At 46.7% G+C, this 14,502-nt stretch carries 13 protein-coding genes; 8 read left to right on the forward strand and 5 right to left on the reverse strand.

Translation table 11 applies throughout. The features are described from left to right. Window position 1: 1 nt before the first annotated feature. The 4 genes from AC0LWN_RS17460 (at window position 2) to AC0LWN_RS17475 (ending at window position 4,498) form a co-directional block, all read left to right on the forward strand. Window positions 2-976: an ABC transporter permease gene (locus AC0LWN_RS17460; RefSeq protein WP_474667433.1), complete on the forward strand. Its 975-nt coding sequence runs from the start codon at window positions 2-4 to the stop codon at window positions 974-976. A gap of 16 nt (window positions 977-992) precedes the next feature. Then, window positions 993-1,940 carry a carbohydrate ABC transporter permease gene (locus AC0LWN_RS17465; protein WP_474667435.1) on the forward strand — a complete coding sequence of 316 codons (948 nt, stop codon included), beginning with the start codon at window positions 993-995 and terminating at the stop codon, window positions 1,938-1,940. Window positions 1,941-2,165: 225 nt separating this feature from the next. Continuing rightward, window positions 2,166-3,698, forward strand: a complete 1,533-nt coding sequence (locus AC0LWN_RS17470) for a carboxylesterase/lipase family protein (protein WP_474667437.1) — start codon at window positions 2,166-2,168, stop codon at window positions 3,696-3,698. Between the two features lie 17 nt (window positions 3,699-3,715). Continuing rightward, window positions 3,716-4,498, forward strand: a complete 783-nt coding sequence (locus AC0LWN_RS17475; protein ID WP_474667439.1) for an alpha/beta hydrolase — start codon at window positions 3,716-3,718, stop codon at window positions 4,496-4,498. A 98-nt stretch (window positions 4,499-4,596) separates the two neighbouring features. On the opposite strand, the gene AC0LWN_RS17480 is transcribed toward AC0LWN_RS17475, so the two are convergent. Genes AC0LWN_RS17480 through AC0LWN_RS17490 form a run of 3 tightly spaced genes read right to left on the reverse strand, consistent with a single transcriptional unit; the run spans window position 4,597 to window position 8,251 of the window. Then, window positions 4,597-6,369 (reverse strand): type 2 periplasmic-binding domain-containing protein, encoded by a 1,773-nt coding sequence (locus AC0LWN_RS17480; protein ID WP_474667441.1) that lies wholly within the window; start codon window positions 6,367-6,369, stop codon window positions 4,597-4,599. Window positions 6,370-6,410: 41 nt separating this feature from the next. After that, window positions 6,411-7,340 carry a carbohydrate ABC transporter permease gene (locus AC0LWN_RS17485; protein WP_458963474.1) on the reverse strand — a complete coding sequence of 310 codons (930 nt, stop codon included), beginning with the start codon at window positions 7,338-7,340 and terminating at the stop codon, window positions 6,411-6,413. Then, entirely contained in the window at window positions 7,337-8,251 is a 915-nt protein-coding gene (locus tag AC0LWN_RS17490) for an ABC transporter permease subunit (RefSeq protein ID WP_458963473.1), read from the reverse strand. The genes AC0LWN_RS17485 and AC0LWN_RS17490 overlap by 4 nt, the downstream gene beginning before the upstream one ends. A gap of 471 nt (window positions 8,252-8,722) precedes the next feature. Here AC0LWN_RS17490 and AC0LWN_RS17495 point away from each other — a divergent pair, with 471 nt between their 5' ends. Further along, a complete protein-coding gene (locus tag AC0LWN_RS17495) occupies window positions 8,723-9,883 on the forward strand; it encodes a glycoside hydrolase family 27 protein (RefSeq protein ID WP_474667444.1) in 1,161 nt (386 codons plus the stop codon). Window positions 9,884-9,933: 50 nt separating this feature from the next. Then, complete coding sequence (locus AC0LWN_RS17500; RefSeq protein WP_019909448.1) at window positions 9,934-10,095, forward strand: hypothetical protein; 162 nt, start codon at window positions 9,934-9,936, stop codon at window positions 10,093-10,095. Between the two features lie 45 nt (window positions 10,096-10,140). On the opposite strand, the gene AC0LWN_RS17505 is transcribed toward AC0LWN_RS17500, so the two are convergent. Then, a complete protein-coding gene (locus AC0LWN_RS17505) occupies window positions 10,141-11,055 on the reverse strand; it encodes an AraC family transcriptional regulator (RefSeq protein WP_474667446.1) in 915 nt (304 codons plus the stop codon). Between the two features lie 124 nt (window positions 11,056-11,179). Here AC0LWN_RS17505 and AC0LWN_RS17510 point away from each other — a divergent pair, with 124 nt between their 5' ends. Together AC0LWN_RS17510 and AC0LWN_RS17515 are read left to right on the forward strand one after the other, a co-directional pair. Continuing rightward, on the forward strand, window positions 11,180-12,181 hold the full coding sequence (locus AC0LWN_RS17510) for an ROK family protein (RefSeq protein WP_474667448.1): 1,002 nt from the start codon (window positions 11,180-11,182) through the stop codon (window positions 12,179-12,181). A gap of 158 nt (window positions 12,182-12,339) precedes the next feature. Next, window positions 12,340-13,560 (forward strand): MFS transporter, encoded by a 1,221-nt coding sequence (locus AC0LWN_RS17515; protein WP_474667450.1) that lies wholly within the window; start codon window positions 12,340-12,342, stop codon window positions 13,558-13,560. Window positions 13,561-13,767: 207 nt separating this feature from the next. On the opposite strand, the gene AC0LWN_RS17520 is transcribed toward AC0LWN_RS17515, so the two are convergent. After that, window positions 13,768-14,424: a TetR/AcrR family transcriptional regulator gene (locus AC0LWN_RS17520; RefSeq protein ID WP_474667452.1), complete on the reverse strand. Its 657-nt coding sequence runs from the start codon at window positions 14,422-14,424 to the stop codon at window positions 13,768-13,770. Between the last annotated feature and the right edge of the window lie 78 nt (window positions 14,425-14,502).

A 14,502-nucleotide genomic window follows, 5' to 3' on the forward strand; every position in this document is an offset into this window, starting at 1 on the left:
TATGGAAGAAAATACCGTTTTGACCATATCCCAGTCAACGGTGAATAAAGATCCGAATCGGATCAAACGATTCTTCAGAAAGCTGGTACAGCAGCGAGCGTTGGCTATGATGTCCGTCCCTTTTTTAATATGGCTGATTGTATTTAAATATTTGCCGTTATGGGGCTGGAGCATTGCATTTCAGGATTATAAGCCAGCCAGGAAATTTATGGAGCAGACCTGGATCGGGTTTGAGCATTTCAAATTTTTGTTCGGGGATGACCGGTTTCTCCGGGTGCTTCGCAATACGCTGGCTATGAGCTCAATCAATCTGATTTTTGGTTTTGTTACAGCGATTACACTCGCTTTGCTGCTCAATGAAATTCGAAATATCGCCTTCAAACGTGTGGTACAAACCGTCAGCTATTTGCCGCACTTTATCTCCTGGGTAGTCGCAGCAAGCATTATTCAAACGACCTTGTCACCGGATGGAACGATCAATCAGCTGCTGGTGGGGCTGGGATTTATTGATCGCGGCAATGAAATATTGTTCTTGGGCATTCCTGAATACTTCTGGACGATATTCGGAGCCAGCTCCGTCTGGAAGGATATCGGCTGGAATACGATTGTGTATTTGGCAGCCATGACAACCATTGACCCCACGCAGTATGAAGCTGCAGAGATCGACGGCGCGAACCGCTTCAAGAAGATGATCTATGTGACGCTGCCTGGCATTAAATCTGTTGTGATTGTACTGCTGATTATGAATATCGGATATCTGCTGGAATCGGGATTTGAGCCCCAGTACTTGCTCGGCAACGGCATGAATGTGGACTATTCCGAGAACATTGATATCTTCGTGTTGAAATACGGGATTGCCCAGAGCAATTTCTCTCTTTCCATAGCAGCGGGCATGTTCAAGACTGTGGTCAGCTTCATCCTGTTGTTCTTTGCGAACAATGCCGCGAAACGCATGGGCGAAGCCAGGCTGTACTAGAAAAGGAGGAGCAGGCATGGAAACCGTAGCGGCCAAAAAGAAAAAATTCAATAGCAAGTATAAAATAAGCTCTTCCACCGGCGACCGCTTGTTTGTCATTTGCAATTACATCTTCATGATCGTTCTGATGGTGATTACACTCTATCCGTTTGTGAATGTACTTGCGGTTTCTCTTAATAACGCACAAGATTCGATAAAAGGCGGGATATATCTGCTTCCGAGAGAGTGGACGCTCGCGAATTACAACTACATTTTCAGGGAAGCGACGATTTTTCATGCGACATTCATTTCAGTTCTGCGGACCGCCATCGGGACGGTAGTCACCGTCTTCTGCTCGGCCATGCTGGCCTATACGCTTAGCAGACAGGACTACGTGCTGCGCAAATTTATCACGATTGCCTTTATCATGACGATGTACTTTAACGGCGGCCTGATTCCCAACTATTTGCTGATGAGGGATATGGGGCTGGTGGGCAGCTTCTGGGTATACATTCTTCCGGGAATGATTGGCGTATTCAACCTGATCATTATTCGTTCCTTTATTGAAAATCTTCCGGAGAGCATCATTGAATCGGGAAAGATTGACGGGGCGGGGGATTTCAGAACCTTCTTCAGCATTATCCTGCCGCTAACATTGCCTGTACTTGCTACGGTGGCTTTGTTCTCCGGGGTGTACCAATGGAACTCATGGTTCGACGTATTTCTCTATAATTCTTCGGACATCAGTTTAAGCACCCTGCAATATGAGCTGCAAAAAATCCTGCAGAACTCCAATACGACCACCGGCACAACCAGCCTGGACGGCATGATTCAGGGGGCGAGCGGAGGACAGCAGAATATGGTTACGCCAATGTCTGTACGTGCCACGATGACGATTGTGGCCTCGGTGCCGATCATTATGGTCTATCCGTTCCTGCAAAAATATTTTGTCAAAGGCATGATGGTAGGCGGGGTAAAAGGGTAAGCGGTGCTCGGCGTTTGAGCAGAGCGTGTACTCCCTTTCCTGGAGCCTGCGTATAAAGAGGACCGTCTGCTCTCCGTACAGGGCAACCGGTCCTTTTGGCGTGTGGGCAGAAGTATCTTCTACGGTTATTTTTTGGCTGTGAACTGAAAAAATAAAGAGGATTTTGGACTTTGTTTATCGAATAAACAAAGAGGTAAGCGCTTATATCCTGAAAGGAGCAAAGCTATGTTAAGAGAAGTACGTGTGGAGAATGGTATGGTTCAAGGACTGCCTGCGGCTGATCCGCGCATTACCAGCTTCAAGGGAATTCCGTTTGCGGCCCCGCCTGTGGGGGAGAACCGCTGGCGTGCTCCCCAGCCTGCGCATAACTGGGAAGGTAAATTGAAAGCGTTTGAATTTGCCCCCATTTCGATGCAGGCTCCGATCGTCATAGATGAGAATAATGTGTATTCCCGTGAATGGGCGGTTGATCCCGATCTTCCGATGGATGAGGACTGCCTGTACCTGAATGTCTGGACACCGGCCGTCAGAACCGATGAGAAGCTTCCCGTCTTTGTATGGTATTTTGGCGGAGGACTTCAGGTCGGCTATACGTCCGAAATGGAATTTGACGGTGAACGTATTGCCCGCCGGGGGATTGTCGTAGTGACCGTTAATTACCGCCTGAATGCGTTTGGTTTTTTGTGCCATCCCGAGATTACTGCCGAGTCTCCCGGGGCTCCCGCAAATTTCGGGCATCTGGATCAGCAGGCGGGAACGCAGTGGGTGAAACGCAATATCGCTGCTTTTGGCGGAGATCCTGACCGAATCACCATCGGGGGACAATCGGCCGGCGGCGGGAGTGTCCTGAGCCAACTGACCTCGCCGCAGAATGAAGGGCTGTTTCAGCGGGCTGTGATTATGAGCGGGGTCTTTACTCCGCTGTACCCGAACAACCCGATGCCTCCGATGGACCATACACTTAGTGAGGCTGAAGAGCAGGGAGCAGATTTTTTTGAATTTATGGGAGTATCGACCCTTGAAGAGGCCCGGAAGCTGGGTGCAGTCTATATCCGCGATAAAATGCTGGAGTACGGCAAATTCTGGGGGACGGCTATAGATGATCACTATTGTCCGGGCAACCCGTACAACCTTTTTCTGAAGGGGCAGCACCATAAGGTACCGGTCATGCTGGGAAATACCTCCTCCGAATTTTTCGGAGTTCCTGTCACCGGCAGCGTGGACGAATTCAGAGCCTTGGCTGTGGAAATGTTCGGCGGGGAAGCGGAAGAGTACCTTAAGCTATGCGCTGCCGATTCAGGAAGCCTGGAGGAAATGCTGGAGAAGGCTTCCGTGAGCAATGTTGAATATGCGGTCCGTGTTGCCGTCAAGGCCAATAGCGATTCCGGCAGCGGTGTCCCGATGTATTATTACACTTTTGATGCCGAAATTCCGGGCTGGGATCATCCGGGAACCTTCCATTCGGTAGATCTGTGGTTTCACTTCGAGACGCTGGCCAAATGCTGGCGGCCTTTTGTGGGCAAGCATTATGATCTTGCCCGCCAGATGTGCAATTATCTTGCCTATTTCATTGGCACAGGCGATCCGAATGGCAAGGATTCCACTGGTGAGGAGCTGCCTCTCTGGCAGCCGTGTACGCCGGAAGCGCCTTACGGCATGGTATTTGCGGACAAGGCAGAATTTGTGAAGGAGCCTCCGGGTGAGCTGATGCAATTTCTGGTCGAGCAGCATTTCAAGCGGCAATCCATTCATAGCTAAGAGAGGAATGAACTTCAATGAACGAGAGCAATCCGAATTATACAATACAAACGGCCGGATATGACACGGAGCGGGAAGGCATTGAGCGGGGGGAGATCCGTACAATAGAATATCCCTCTGTAACGGTAGGCAACACCCGTAAGGCAATGGTATATACGCCGCCAGGCTATTCCGCCAGTAAGGAATACAGCGTCTTGTATCTGCTGCACGGGATCGGCGGAGATGAGGAGGAATGGTACAATCACGGCAAGCCCCAGATCATCCTGGACAACCTGTATGCTGATCATATGCTGAAGCCTATGATCGTTGTTCTTCCGAACGGCCGGGCGATGCCAAATGACCGGGCGGAAGGAGATATTTTTGCTCCCGATAAGCAGCAGGCCTTCGAGACCTTCGAATCGGATTTGCTCCATGATCTTATCCCTTATATCGAAGCGAACTATTCGGTCCTGACGGACCGGCTGCACCGCGCCATTGCCGGATTATCCATGGGCGGAGGGCAGTCCCTGAATATCGGTCTGAACAATCTGGACCGGTTCGCCTGGGTCGGGGCGTTCTCCCCGGCTCCCAATACGAAGCTGCCCGAGCTGCTGGTGCCGGAACCGCAGAAGGCCGCAGAGCAGCTCAGCCTGCTCTGGCTATCCTGCGGTGATCTGGACAATCTCAAGTATGTCAGTGACCGGACGCATGCCTATTTATCACAGCATTCCGTGCCGCATATCTGGGTAGAAGAACACGGTGATCATGATTGGCCGGTCTGGAAGAACGGCTTGTACCAGTTCTCCAAGCTCATATTTTAGCTGATCGCTCGCGGATACCCGCTGCTTGCAGCCATATACGACAAAAAAGGGACGTTCCCGGCAGCGATATCATGACTGCCTGAGAACGTCCCTTTATCTTATTTATTCGCGACCGCATCGGCACGCATTTTAATGATTTTTTGTGCTCTTTCCGTATCCGTGGCAAGGACATCATTCCAGCCGAGACCGACGACATCGGTCTTCAGCTTGGTCCAGAGCTGATCGAATTCGGCTTGATCCTTGGCAAAGATCATTTTCCAGGAGGTATTCTTAACATAGTCCGAGATCTGGCTTCGTTTATTCTTGATGTCTGACGAATCCGAGCCGAGACTTGTATTGATGTTCGGCACAATATCTATCATATTATTCTTCTGATAGTACTCTGTAGGAGTGGTTGCATTATAAGCCTTCTGCCATTCCGTAGTCAGAACGGTCTTGTTCGCCTCAATGGTTGAGCTCCAGTAAGTGCTGTTGTAGAATTCTTTCGTTTCCGGATCGACGACGAAATCGCTCATAATCATAGTGTTGAGCTTGCTCTGACCGTCCTGATATCCTCCGCCTCCGTATTGCTCAGGAACAGGAGTATTCTCCTGGAAAGCGGTTTGCCCTACTTCAGTCAGCTTGAACTTGCCGTCTGCCGTTTTCTCGTAATTGAAGCCTTCAAATCCATTGGTGTAGTAGCGCAGACCTTCAGGTGAGGCCAGCCAATCCATAAATTCAATGATTCTGTCAGGATTCTTTGCTTTCGAGCCAACAGCAAATACTCTGCCGTTGCCGAAGTAGGCATCACTGTTCTGGATAATATGGGTATCGGCAATCGGAATGGCAACATTGCCGTCGCCTTTATTCCCTCTTTCAATGGTATTGTAGAAGCCCCTTTGCCATGAATACCATAAGAGCAGAACCTGTTTGTTCGTAAGCTTCTCAGAGACTTTATTCCAATCCTGGGATGGCGAGTCGGGGTCAACCAGCCCCATCTTATTGGCGTCATAATAGAACTTGAGGATTTTCTTGTACATGCTGTTGTCGTCAATGAGCGGAACGATATCGCCTTTTGCATTCATTTGAATTGTCGAGGTTCCGGTAGGCTGCTCATAGCCGTACCAGTTGCTTAACCAACGAACATTCTCCATGCTTCCGTTGTCCCAATCCTTCCACAGCGTAATTGGGACGATTGGTTTGCCGTCCGGCGTCTTGGGATATTTCGCCTGCATCTGCTTCAGTGCGTTCATCAGATCAGTAAGATTGTTCAGCTTGGGAGCGCCGATCCCCTTGTAATAATCCCAAGGCATAATCGGACTGGAGTAAGGGATTTCTTCCGAGAAGGTTGTCGGGGAAGTGTCCGATACAAAAGTCGGCAGCGCATAAATTTTGCCTTCAGGATTTGTAGCTTCGAATGCAGCATTGAAGGGCTTGAAGTGATTGTCAACATATTTGGAGAGGTACTCGGTATTCTTGATCTTATCCGTGATATCCATAATAAGTCCTGCAGGAATTAATTCCTCCAGCTGACTGTTGTCGATAATCAGGAGGTCTCCCAGATCTCCCGATGCCGACCTCGTCTTGTATAACTGATCACCGGCAACCTGCGGAGACAGAATATTTAATGTGATATTGAATTTATCCTTAATCAGCTTTCCGTACCACCCGGTCTGCTCTCCTTGGTAATTCGCCGCATTGTCGAACACGGTAATGGTCAGGGGCTGACTGTGATCAATCCCTGCACCTGAATTGGATGACCCGGTTGCTGTACCCGCGTTGCCTGTATTGCCCGAATTGCTGCTGCATCCGCTGAGTGCCGCCGTTCCCAGAAGGATAGAGATTCCAAGCAAGAGCATCGAATTTTTGGCCAGCTTACTGTGTTTCTTCATTTACAGCCCCCCAAATGATTAATTTATCATAATAGTGCAAATTAACCTTTGACTGCACCAATTATAATTCCTTTTACAAAAAACCTTTGGAAAATCGGATACACCAGCAAAATAGGCGCGACAACGATAATCGTAACTGTCATACGAATAGACGTGGTGGTTTGCTTGGTGGCCAGACTTGCCATGGCTGTTGATCCGGCATTTTGCAGATTGACCATTGTGGATAAGGAGCTGGCCTGATTGATGTAGTTATACAGAATAAACTGCAAACTGTATAATTTGCTGTCAGTCACCAGCAGCAGTGTATCCTGAAAGGAATTCCACTGGTTGACTGCCGAGAATATGGCAACTGTGGCGAGTATCGGTTTGCTGATGGGCAAGATAACCTTGTAAAAGATGGTGATCGTGCCGGCACCGTCAATGCTTGCTGCCTGCTGCAGTTCCTTCGGAGTGGATTCCACAAACGTCTTCACAAGAATGATGAAAAATGGGGCTACGATGGATGGCAGGATGTATGCCAGGAAATTGTTGGTCAGATGCAGGGATCTCATGGTCAGGTACCAGGGGATAATTCCGGCGCTGAAAAACATCGTAATAATGGTGAACCGATACCAGAATTTTTTCCCCCACATATCCTCCTGAGCAAACATGAATCCCAAAAAGGCAGAGGCGCCAACCGTCAAAAGGGTTCCGATTACCGTTCTCCCCAAAGAGATGACAAATGCATTCCACAGTCCCGGTATTTTAAATACATCAATGTAGTTCTGGAAATGGATTTGCTTCGGCAAAAATACAATTTCACCTTTGGCGCTGAGGTCATTTGCGCTTATGGTATTGATAATGATCGAGTAGAACGGATAGATGCAAATAAAGGCAAAGAGAGAAAACACGATATAGTTCGCAACAGAAATCAGTTTGTCGGTTGCACTGACCTGCATTTTAATTTTTTTGGAGAATTGGTTGTCGCTCATACGATGCCCTCTCCCCTTAACATTTTGGACAGCCCGTTTACAGAAAAGAGAAGCACAACACTGATCAGGCTTTTCAGCATACTGATAGCAACGGAAACGGAATAGCTGCCGCCTCCCATGGCCAGATTGTATACATATAAATCCAGTACTTGTATGGTGTCCTTGTTAAATGCATTCTGAAAAACGAAATATTGCTCCAGTCCATTATTTAGGAAGCTGGCAATTTGGAGCATCAAGAGAACAAAATAGGTTGGCAGCATACTTGGCAGAACCACATTCCGAATCACCTGCATTCTTGTTGCACCATCCACATAAGCCGCTTCATACAAGGATTCATCAATTCCCATAATCGCCGCGATATACAGAATGGCCGACCAGCCCAATGTTTTCCATGTAGCCCATAACCACATCGTAATCCAGACATGGTCCGAGTTTTGCAGGAAGAGTACAGGCGAATCAATAAGTCCCATTTGGCTCAGAAAGCCGTTGACCGCACCTTCACTGGAGAACATGGAGAATGCCAGGGAGTATACCAATACCCAACTGATAAAGTTTGGCAGCGTGGTTACGGTCTGTATAAATTTGCGGAAACGCACGGCCTTGATTTCCGTCAGGAAGATAGCAAAAAACATGGGCAGCCAGGAGAAAAGGATACTCAGTCCGCTGATACCAAATGTGTTTTTGATGACCTGCAGCAGTTGATCCACTTTGACCTGGTTTTCTACCAGGGAATGAAACCATTTGAAGCCGACAAAAGGTGCTTGTGACAGCGGAATCGGCGGCATATAGTCAAAGAAGGCATACACCCACCCATAGAGCGGGTAGTATGCAAAGACAGCAAGTAAAACCATGAAGGGCGAAATATAAAGAAATTTTTTGAAAGAAATACTTCTCATGCTGTGACTGCGCATCGTTTCACTCCCCTTTGAATTGTTGAAGATGTTTATTGATAGCGCTTACATATCTATGCAACTATAATAAATTATCGTTTTCATTCAAACAATGACCGATCCTCACCAGTTATTGATCTATTATTAGATGAAACCATAATGGAATAACAATTATAATTCAATTTTTCAATTATTTAATATTAATTTAAATAATTACCTTAATTTTTAAAAGTCAGCAGGGGCAGATTGACAGAGAGGTTAGCTTCAAAGACGGGGTGAAGGCCAGTAAGCAGATTGAGGATGAACAAATCGGCATTGCTCGGCAAGGAACAGTGGCAGCGTCTGATTCCTTCCGGAGAAAAGCAACAAATGTCTATGTGAAAGCAACGTCAAGCTATAGCCCGAAGGAGCCGTGTATGATTAAATACATAAAGAATATAACAGCTGTTCCAGCACCTAATCTGTAGGTTACTGAAAGGATGAATCATTATTATGAATAAACACCAACTCGGCTTGACCCCGCCTATGGGCTGGAATTCATGGAACACCTTTACCTGGGACATTAATGAGCAGCTTATCCGGGAAGCCGCCGATACCATTGTCTCAGAGGGGTACAAGGATGCAGGATATGAGTACATTGTTATTGATGACTGCTGGAGCTTGAAGGAAAGGGACAGGGATGGCAGGTTAGTCGCCGATCCAATCAAATTTCCGAACGGAATGAAGGCGCTTGCAGATTACATTCATTCAAAGGGATTAAAATTCGGGATGTACTCTTGTGTAGGCACACATACCTGTGCAGGGTATCCGGGGAGCTTCGAGCATGAATTTCAGGATGCGGAATCACTGGCAGAATGGGGCGTCGATTTTTTAAAGTATGATTACTGCTTTAAGCCCAGACATATATCGGGGGAGCTGCTGTACAAACGAATGAGCCTGGCGCTCAAAAACTGCGGAAGAGACATTCTGTTCTCAGCATGTAATTGGGGCGAGGACAATGTATATCATTGGATTCGTGAATCAGGAGCTCATATGTACCGGTCTACAGGGGATATTCAGGATAGCTGGGATTCTATCAAGAGCTTGGCTTTATCACAGCTTGATAAAGCCTGCTATACCGGCGCATACTGCCATAATGATATGGATATGCTGGTGGTCGGCATGTACGGAGGCAGCAACAGTGATTTTATTGGAAGTCAGATCGGCGGTTGCAGCGACGTGGAGTACAAGACCCATTTTTCTTTATGGAGCATGCTGGGATCTCCGCTGATGATTGGCAGCGACATCCGCAAAGCCAATCAGGAAACCAAGGATATTCTGCTGAACCGGGACCTGATCGCCATTAATCAGGATGTGGAAGGCCGCGGTGCTTACCGCATCAAGCCGGAGCCGCAGTGGTTCCATACGGATGATGTCTTTATGCTGGTAAAAGTGTTAACGGACGGCGATCTTGCAATCGGCTTCTTCAATCTAAGTGATGGTCAAAGGGAAATGTCGTTGCAATTCTGGGATATGGGAATACCTTATGCTTCAGGTAAATCACTGTCCTTGTATGACTGTTGGGAGCATAAAGAAATCGGTGTTTATAAAGAAAGATACGCTCCTGTAGTTCCAGCCCATGATTGCCTGATTGTGCGGGCTAAACTGGTCTAAAGAATAGCATGAACATGAATAGAACATGCAGAGCATGCGGAGTTCCCTTAATGACGGACGATGTGGCGATTTACCTGAAGCTTGTTACGCGTAACGCTCAGGACTTCCTGTGTATAGACTGCCTTGGCGAGAAGCTGAAATGCGGACGAGGCCCTATTGAGCAATTGATTAAATATTTCCGGGAATCCGGGAATTGTGTGCTGTTTCGCTAAGCTGGACTATTGACATTAACCCTACCGGCAGGCAACGGGATAGGATCAGACAGGAATAACATGACTGCCTGCCGCAGGGTGCTCCATTATAGAATTAAGGGCAATATTTGCCGCGCTGTGTGCCGTCCTATATTGCGTTGGGGTATACGAGGTTGCTTTTTTGAATGCTTTTGAAAAATATAACGGGTCCTGGTAGCCAACGGAATAAGCCAATGACTTTATAGATAACAGAGAATTTTCCAGTAATTCGCAGGCGCGCCGAATTCTGAAGGCGGTTATATAGCCGGAAATGGATATGCCGTTTTCTTCCTTGAACAACCGAAACAAATAGCTGCGCTCAATCTTCACAAATTCCACTACATCCAGAACAGATAATGAAGGCTTCCAAAAGTTGCTTTCAATATATTCCCTTGCTGACAATACGTAGTCTTTTTTGAGAAAGGCTCGGTCACTAGGGTAGTACTCCATGTAATAGGACAATAAAAGATGCAGTCCTGCATCTGAACGCTCTTGTTCGAACGGTTCTATTCCGGCGGTCTTGACCATATGGAACAATGGTTTGAAATCTTGAGGAGATGCCTCCAGGGTCGGATGGTCAGGCGCAATATTAATCATCGACATGAGGCGCGATGCCTCTGCCCCGCTAAATTCAATCCAGAAATACTCCCACGGGTCCTGCGGATCAGGATAATAATACACTTCCGTATGAGGGAAAATAATAAAGCTTTCGCCTGTCTTCAAAGGGAAGGTAGCCTGGCCTGTCTTCAAATAGCCCTTTCCGCTTGCAATATAATGCAGGGCGTATACATCCCGGACACCCGGCCCCCATTTATGTGAATTTGGAGGTTTGTAACCGTTTCCTCTGCAAATTGAACGCCCGCTGAACCCATAACACATTGAATTCATAATCAGCACCTCTGTAATGCGTGAATATTGGATAGATACTATGATAGATACCATGATATTAAACTGTCAATGTGTATTCAATACGGGCAATGTGGCACAGCGGGCGGCATCCATGTAAAATCATAGTATATGGATTATTCAGATTATGGACTAAATGGTGCATAGAGAGGGAGGCCATATGAAGAAAGCAAACGCCAATTTAATGAAAGAAATCAATTTAAATCATGTGCGCCAAGTGATGAAACGTGTTGAAACGGCGACCAAGCCGCAGCTGGCCTCACTCACCAAGCTTAGCGTAGTTACAGTAAACTCCCTGGTCAAGGAGCTTCATGACCTTGGTGAGTTATTTGAAGATGAGACCGTTCCATCTAACGGCGGAAGACCTGCGCTGACCTATCGTTATAATTATGATTTCAGCCTTGCACTCGTCATTTATATGAAGGAGAAGGAGGGCCAGGAATTTTTTGCAGCAGCGGTAGTTAACCTGGAAGATCACATTTTGCAAAAAGAAGAATATTTAATTCCTGCTTTAGACCGTCAGCATTTCCATGAGGTGATTGGACGCTTCCTCGCTTTGTATCCTTCCATTAAAGTGATTGGCATAGGCATTCCTGGACAAGCCGTTAATGGTGAAATTACGGTCAGCAGTCATCAGGAGCTGAAGGGCTTTCGCATGAGCGAAGAGATTGAATCGCAATTTGGACTGCCCGTTATGGTGGAAAATGATATAAATGCCGCCATAAGCGGGTATTGCGCACAGCAGGAGCTGGAAGACGAGCAATGCATACTGGGGATATATTTTCCGGCGAAGTACCCTCCCGGAATGGGGATTTATCTGGATGGAAAAATCGTCAAAGGCAAAAACGGCATGGCCGGAGAAATCAAGTTTCTCCCCATGAGTCCAGACTGGTATCGTGAAATGGATCAGGAAGCTTTTGTGGCCGCAGTATGCCAGATCCTTCAAAGCGTCAATGCCGTCCTTGCTCCAGACAAAATTGTGCTCTATCAGGATCGAGTGGGAGCAGATGCTTGGAATACTGCATGGGAAAAATATCAGACTCAGCATCCGATGCCGTCGTTTCCTGAAGTGATTTTACAGGGGACCTTTCAAAATGATTTTGAGGCAGGCATGCGCTGGCTAACGCTCAAAGAGCTGGAGCCGGTCCTGACATTTAAATAAGATCAGCAGAACCCCTGGAATTTTACTGTAGGGGTTTCTTTCTGTCTTTTGTCTTGACAAGGAGAGGATACAGACGCATACTAAATAAAGATAGTTTATAAAGTTATTTTAATATGTCGGCAGCAATAAATATTCATTCATGATGAGGGAGGTGGAGTATGGCAACTTGGTTGCTGGTTGTTATTTATCTGGCGTTTATTAGCTTGGGACTTCCGGACTCCCTGCTTGGGTCGGCCTGGCCGGTGATGTGGCCTGAAATGGGGGCTTCACTTGGCTCCGCCGGTATTTTGTCAATGGTTGTAGCCGGAGGGACGATCGTATCCAGTCTGGCAAGCGGAACTTTGCTTCAAAGATTGGGGACAGGTAAAGTGACCCTGATCAGTTGTTTTCTGACTGCCGGAGCGTTGCTTGGATTTTCTATCGCCCCCTTAATGTTGTGGCTTGTTATATTGGCTATTCCGCTTGGTCTTGGTGCAGGTGCAGTAGATGCGGCGCTGAATCATTATGTAGCTGCAAACTACAAGGCGCATCATATGAACTGGCTGCACTGCTTCTGGGGCTTAGGAGCAACTATGGGTCCGATTATTATGTCTTATTATATTGCTGATCATAACTCCTGGAGAGGTGGATACACAGCAGTAGCCGTAATTCAGTTCACACTGGTCCTAATTTTGCTTCTTACGCTCCCCCTATGGAAACGTATCGCGGCTAGTCATGAATCTGAGTCCGCACCAAGTGACATGCAGTATGATCAGGCTGAATCCGATCCATTACAACCAGAGGACAAGATCAAAACCAGCGTGCTCCGCATCAAAGGCGTCAAGACTTCTCTGATCACTTTTTTATTCTATTGCGGAGTTGAAAGTATGGTGGGGCTGTGGGGAGCCAGTTATTTGGTTGGCGCGAAGCAGATCACAGCAGATACGGCTGCGGGATGGATTTCTTTATATTATGGCGGGATTACGATTGGAAGAATGATTACAGGCTTTATTACGCTGAAGGTCCATAATCGTGTGTTAATCCGGTGCGGTCAGCTTGTTGCTATTGCAGGCGGGGTCATCCTTTTGCTTCCGCTGCCTGATGCGTTTTCACTTGCTGGATTCATTCTGATTGGCCTTGGGCTCGCCCCTATCTATCCCGGGCTTCTTCATGAAACGCCAACCCGGTTTGGAAGGGACAACTCGGCGAGACTTATGGGAATTCAGATGGCTGTCGCTTATACGGGAACGACGTTTCTTCCTCCGCTTGTTGGCATAATCGCCACACAGGTGAGCATCGGCTTATTCCCGTTTATCGTGCTTGTGTTCCTTCTTACCATGCTGATGAGCGCAGAGGGAGTTAACCGCATCTTAAGCCAACAAGAGAAGGTGAGAATTTAGTATGTTAGCGTACGTGTTATTATGTGCTGTCATATGGATTGGGACTTATTTATGTATGAGGATATCTGAAGAGCCAATTGAAGTGAAACCGATTCGATCTATTGACGATTTGTTTGAATAGATATAAAAATAATGAAGCCGTGCGGATTGTCCGCACGGCTCTTGTCATTGCACAAAGCGCTTATTTGCTGCTGCTTCAGTTACAGTCTATAAATTCCTTGAATTTTTATCAACAAAAATACGTATGGACTCTTGAACTCGTGAGTTATCCATAGTAGTTAGATGCTTCTCATAGATTAATTTTCGTTTCTGCATTTCGTAATAATCAAGCAACGCTGTCTCCAGTAGCAAACCATGCTGAACCAGGAACGACGGATCGAGTATTCGCCTCAAAATCAGTTCATCATCCAATACAAAAACCGCTGCGTTTACAGGATAAAAAAGCCCTTGCTCCGCTCCTGCACGATACAGTCCTTCCAATTGTTTAAAACGAAACTGCTGAGCATTTACAATCTCGTCATACAGACGCGGATTATACGTTTTAAAGTCATGAACAAAATGCTCAGAATAATAGTAGTTGATCATTAAGGATTGCCCGAATGATTTCTGGTAACGCACCAAGACCGGCTCGTTCTTATCTATTGAAAAAATATCTTCATTGCGAAGGTAATTCTTAAATGTTGAGATGACCTCTGTCAAAATTTCCTCTTTAGATGAAAAATATTTATACATCGTCACTTTGCTTACTTCCATGTATCTGGCCATATCTTCCGCTCTCATGGAATTAAGGCTGTCCTTGCGGGCACGAACGATCAGACGATAAATCATTTCTCTACGCGTCTTCTCACGTTGATCTTCAACCATAATTCTCCTCCTTACTGTCTATCCATAAGTATAACACATTTATCTACCAAGAATACTGATATAACTAAATTAACTATT

This window comes from Paenibacillus sp. sgz302115 (assembly GCF_056120445.1).

Coding starts and splice junctions, on each gene's coding strand:
- AC0LWN_RS17460 (WP_474667433.1), top strand. CDS start 2: ATGGAAGAAAATACCGTTTTGACCATATCCCAGTCAACGGTGAATAAA.
- AC0LWN_RS17465 (WP_474667435.1), top strand. CDS start 993: ATGGAAACCGTAGCGGCCAAAAAGAAAAAATTCAATAGCAAGTATAAA.
- AC0LWN_RS17470 (WP_474667437.1), top strand. CDS start 2,166: ATGTTAAGAGAAGTACGTGTGGAGAATGGTATGGTTCAAGGACTGCCT.
- AC0LWN_RS17475 (WP_474667439.1), top strand. CDS start 3,716: ATGAACGAGAGCAATCCGAATTATACAATACAAACGGCCGGATATGAC.
- AC0LWN_RS17480 (WP_474667441.1), bottom strand. CDS start 6,369: ATGAAGAAACACAGTAAGCTGGCCAAAAATTCGATGCTCTTGCTTGGA.
- AC0LWN_RS17485 (WP_458963474.1), bottom strand. CDS start 7,340: ATGAGCGACAACCAATTCTCCAAAAAAATTAAAATGCAGGTCAGTGCA.
- AC0LWN_RS17490 (WP_458963473.1), bottom strand. CDS start 8,251: ATGCGCAGTCACAGCATGAGAAGTATTTCTTTCAAAAAATTTCTTTAT.
- AC0LWN_RS17495 (WP_474667444.1), top strand. CDS start 8,723: ATGAATAAACACCAACTCGGCTTGACCCCGCCTATGGGCTGGAATTCA.
- AC0LWN_RS17500 (WP_019909448.1), top strand. CDS start 9,934: ATGACGGACGATGTGGCGATTTACCTGAAGCTTGTTACGCGTAACGCT.
- AC0LWN_RS17505 (WP_474667446.1), bottom strand. CDS start 11,055: ATGGTATCTATCATAGTATCTATCCAATATTCACGCATTACAGAGGTG.
- AC0LWN_RS17510 (WP_474667448.1), top strand. CDS start 11,180: ATGAAGAAAGCAAACGCCAATTTAATGAAAGAAATCAATTTAAATCAT.
- AC0LWN_RS17515 (WP_474667450.1), top strand. CDS start 12,340: ATGGCAACTTGGTTGCTGGTTGTTATTTATCTGGCGTTTATTAGCTTG.
- AC0LWN_RS17520 (WP_474667452.1), bottom strand. CDS start 14,424: ATGGTTGAAGATCAACGTGAGAAGACGCGTAGAGAAATGATTTATCGT.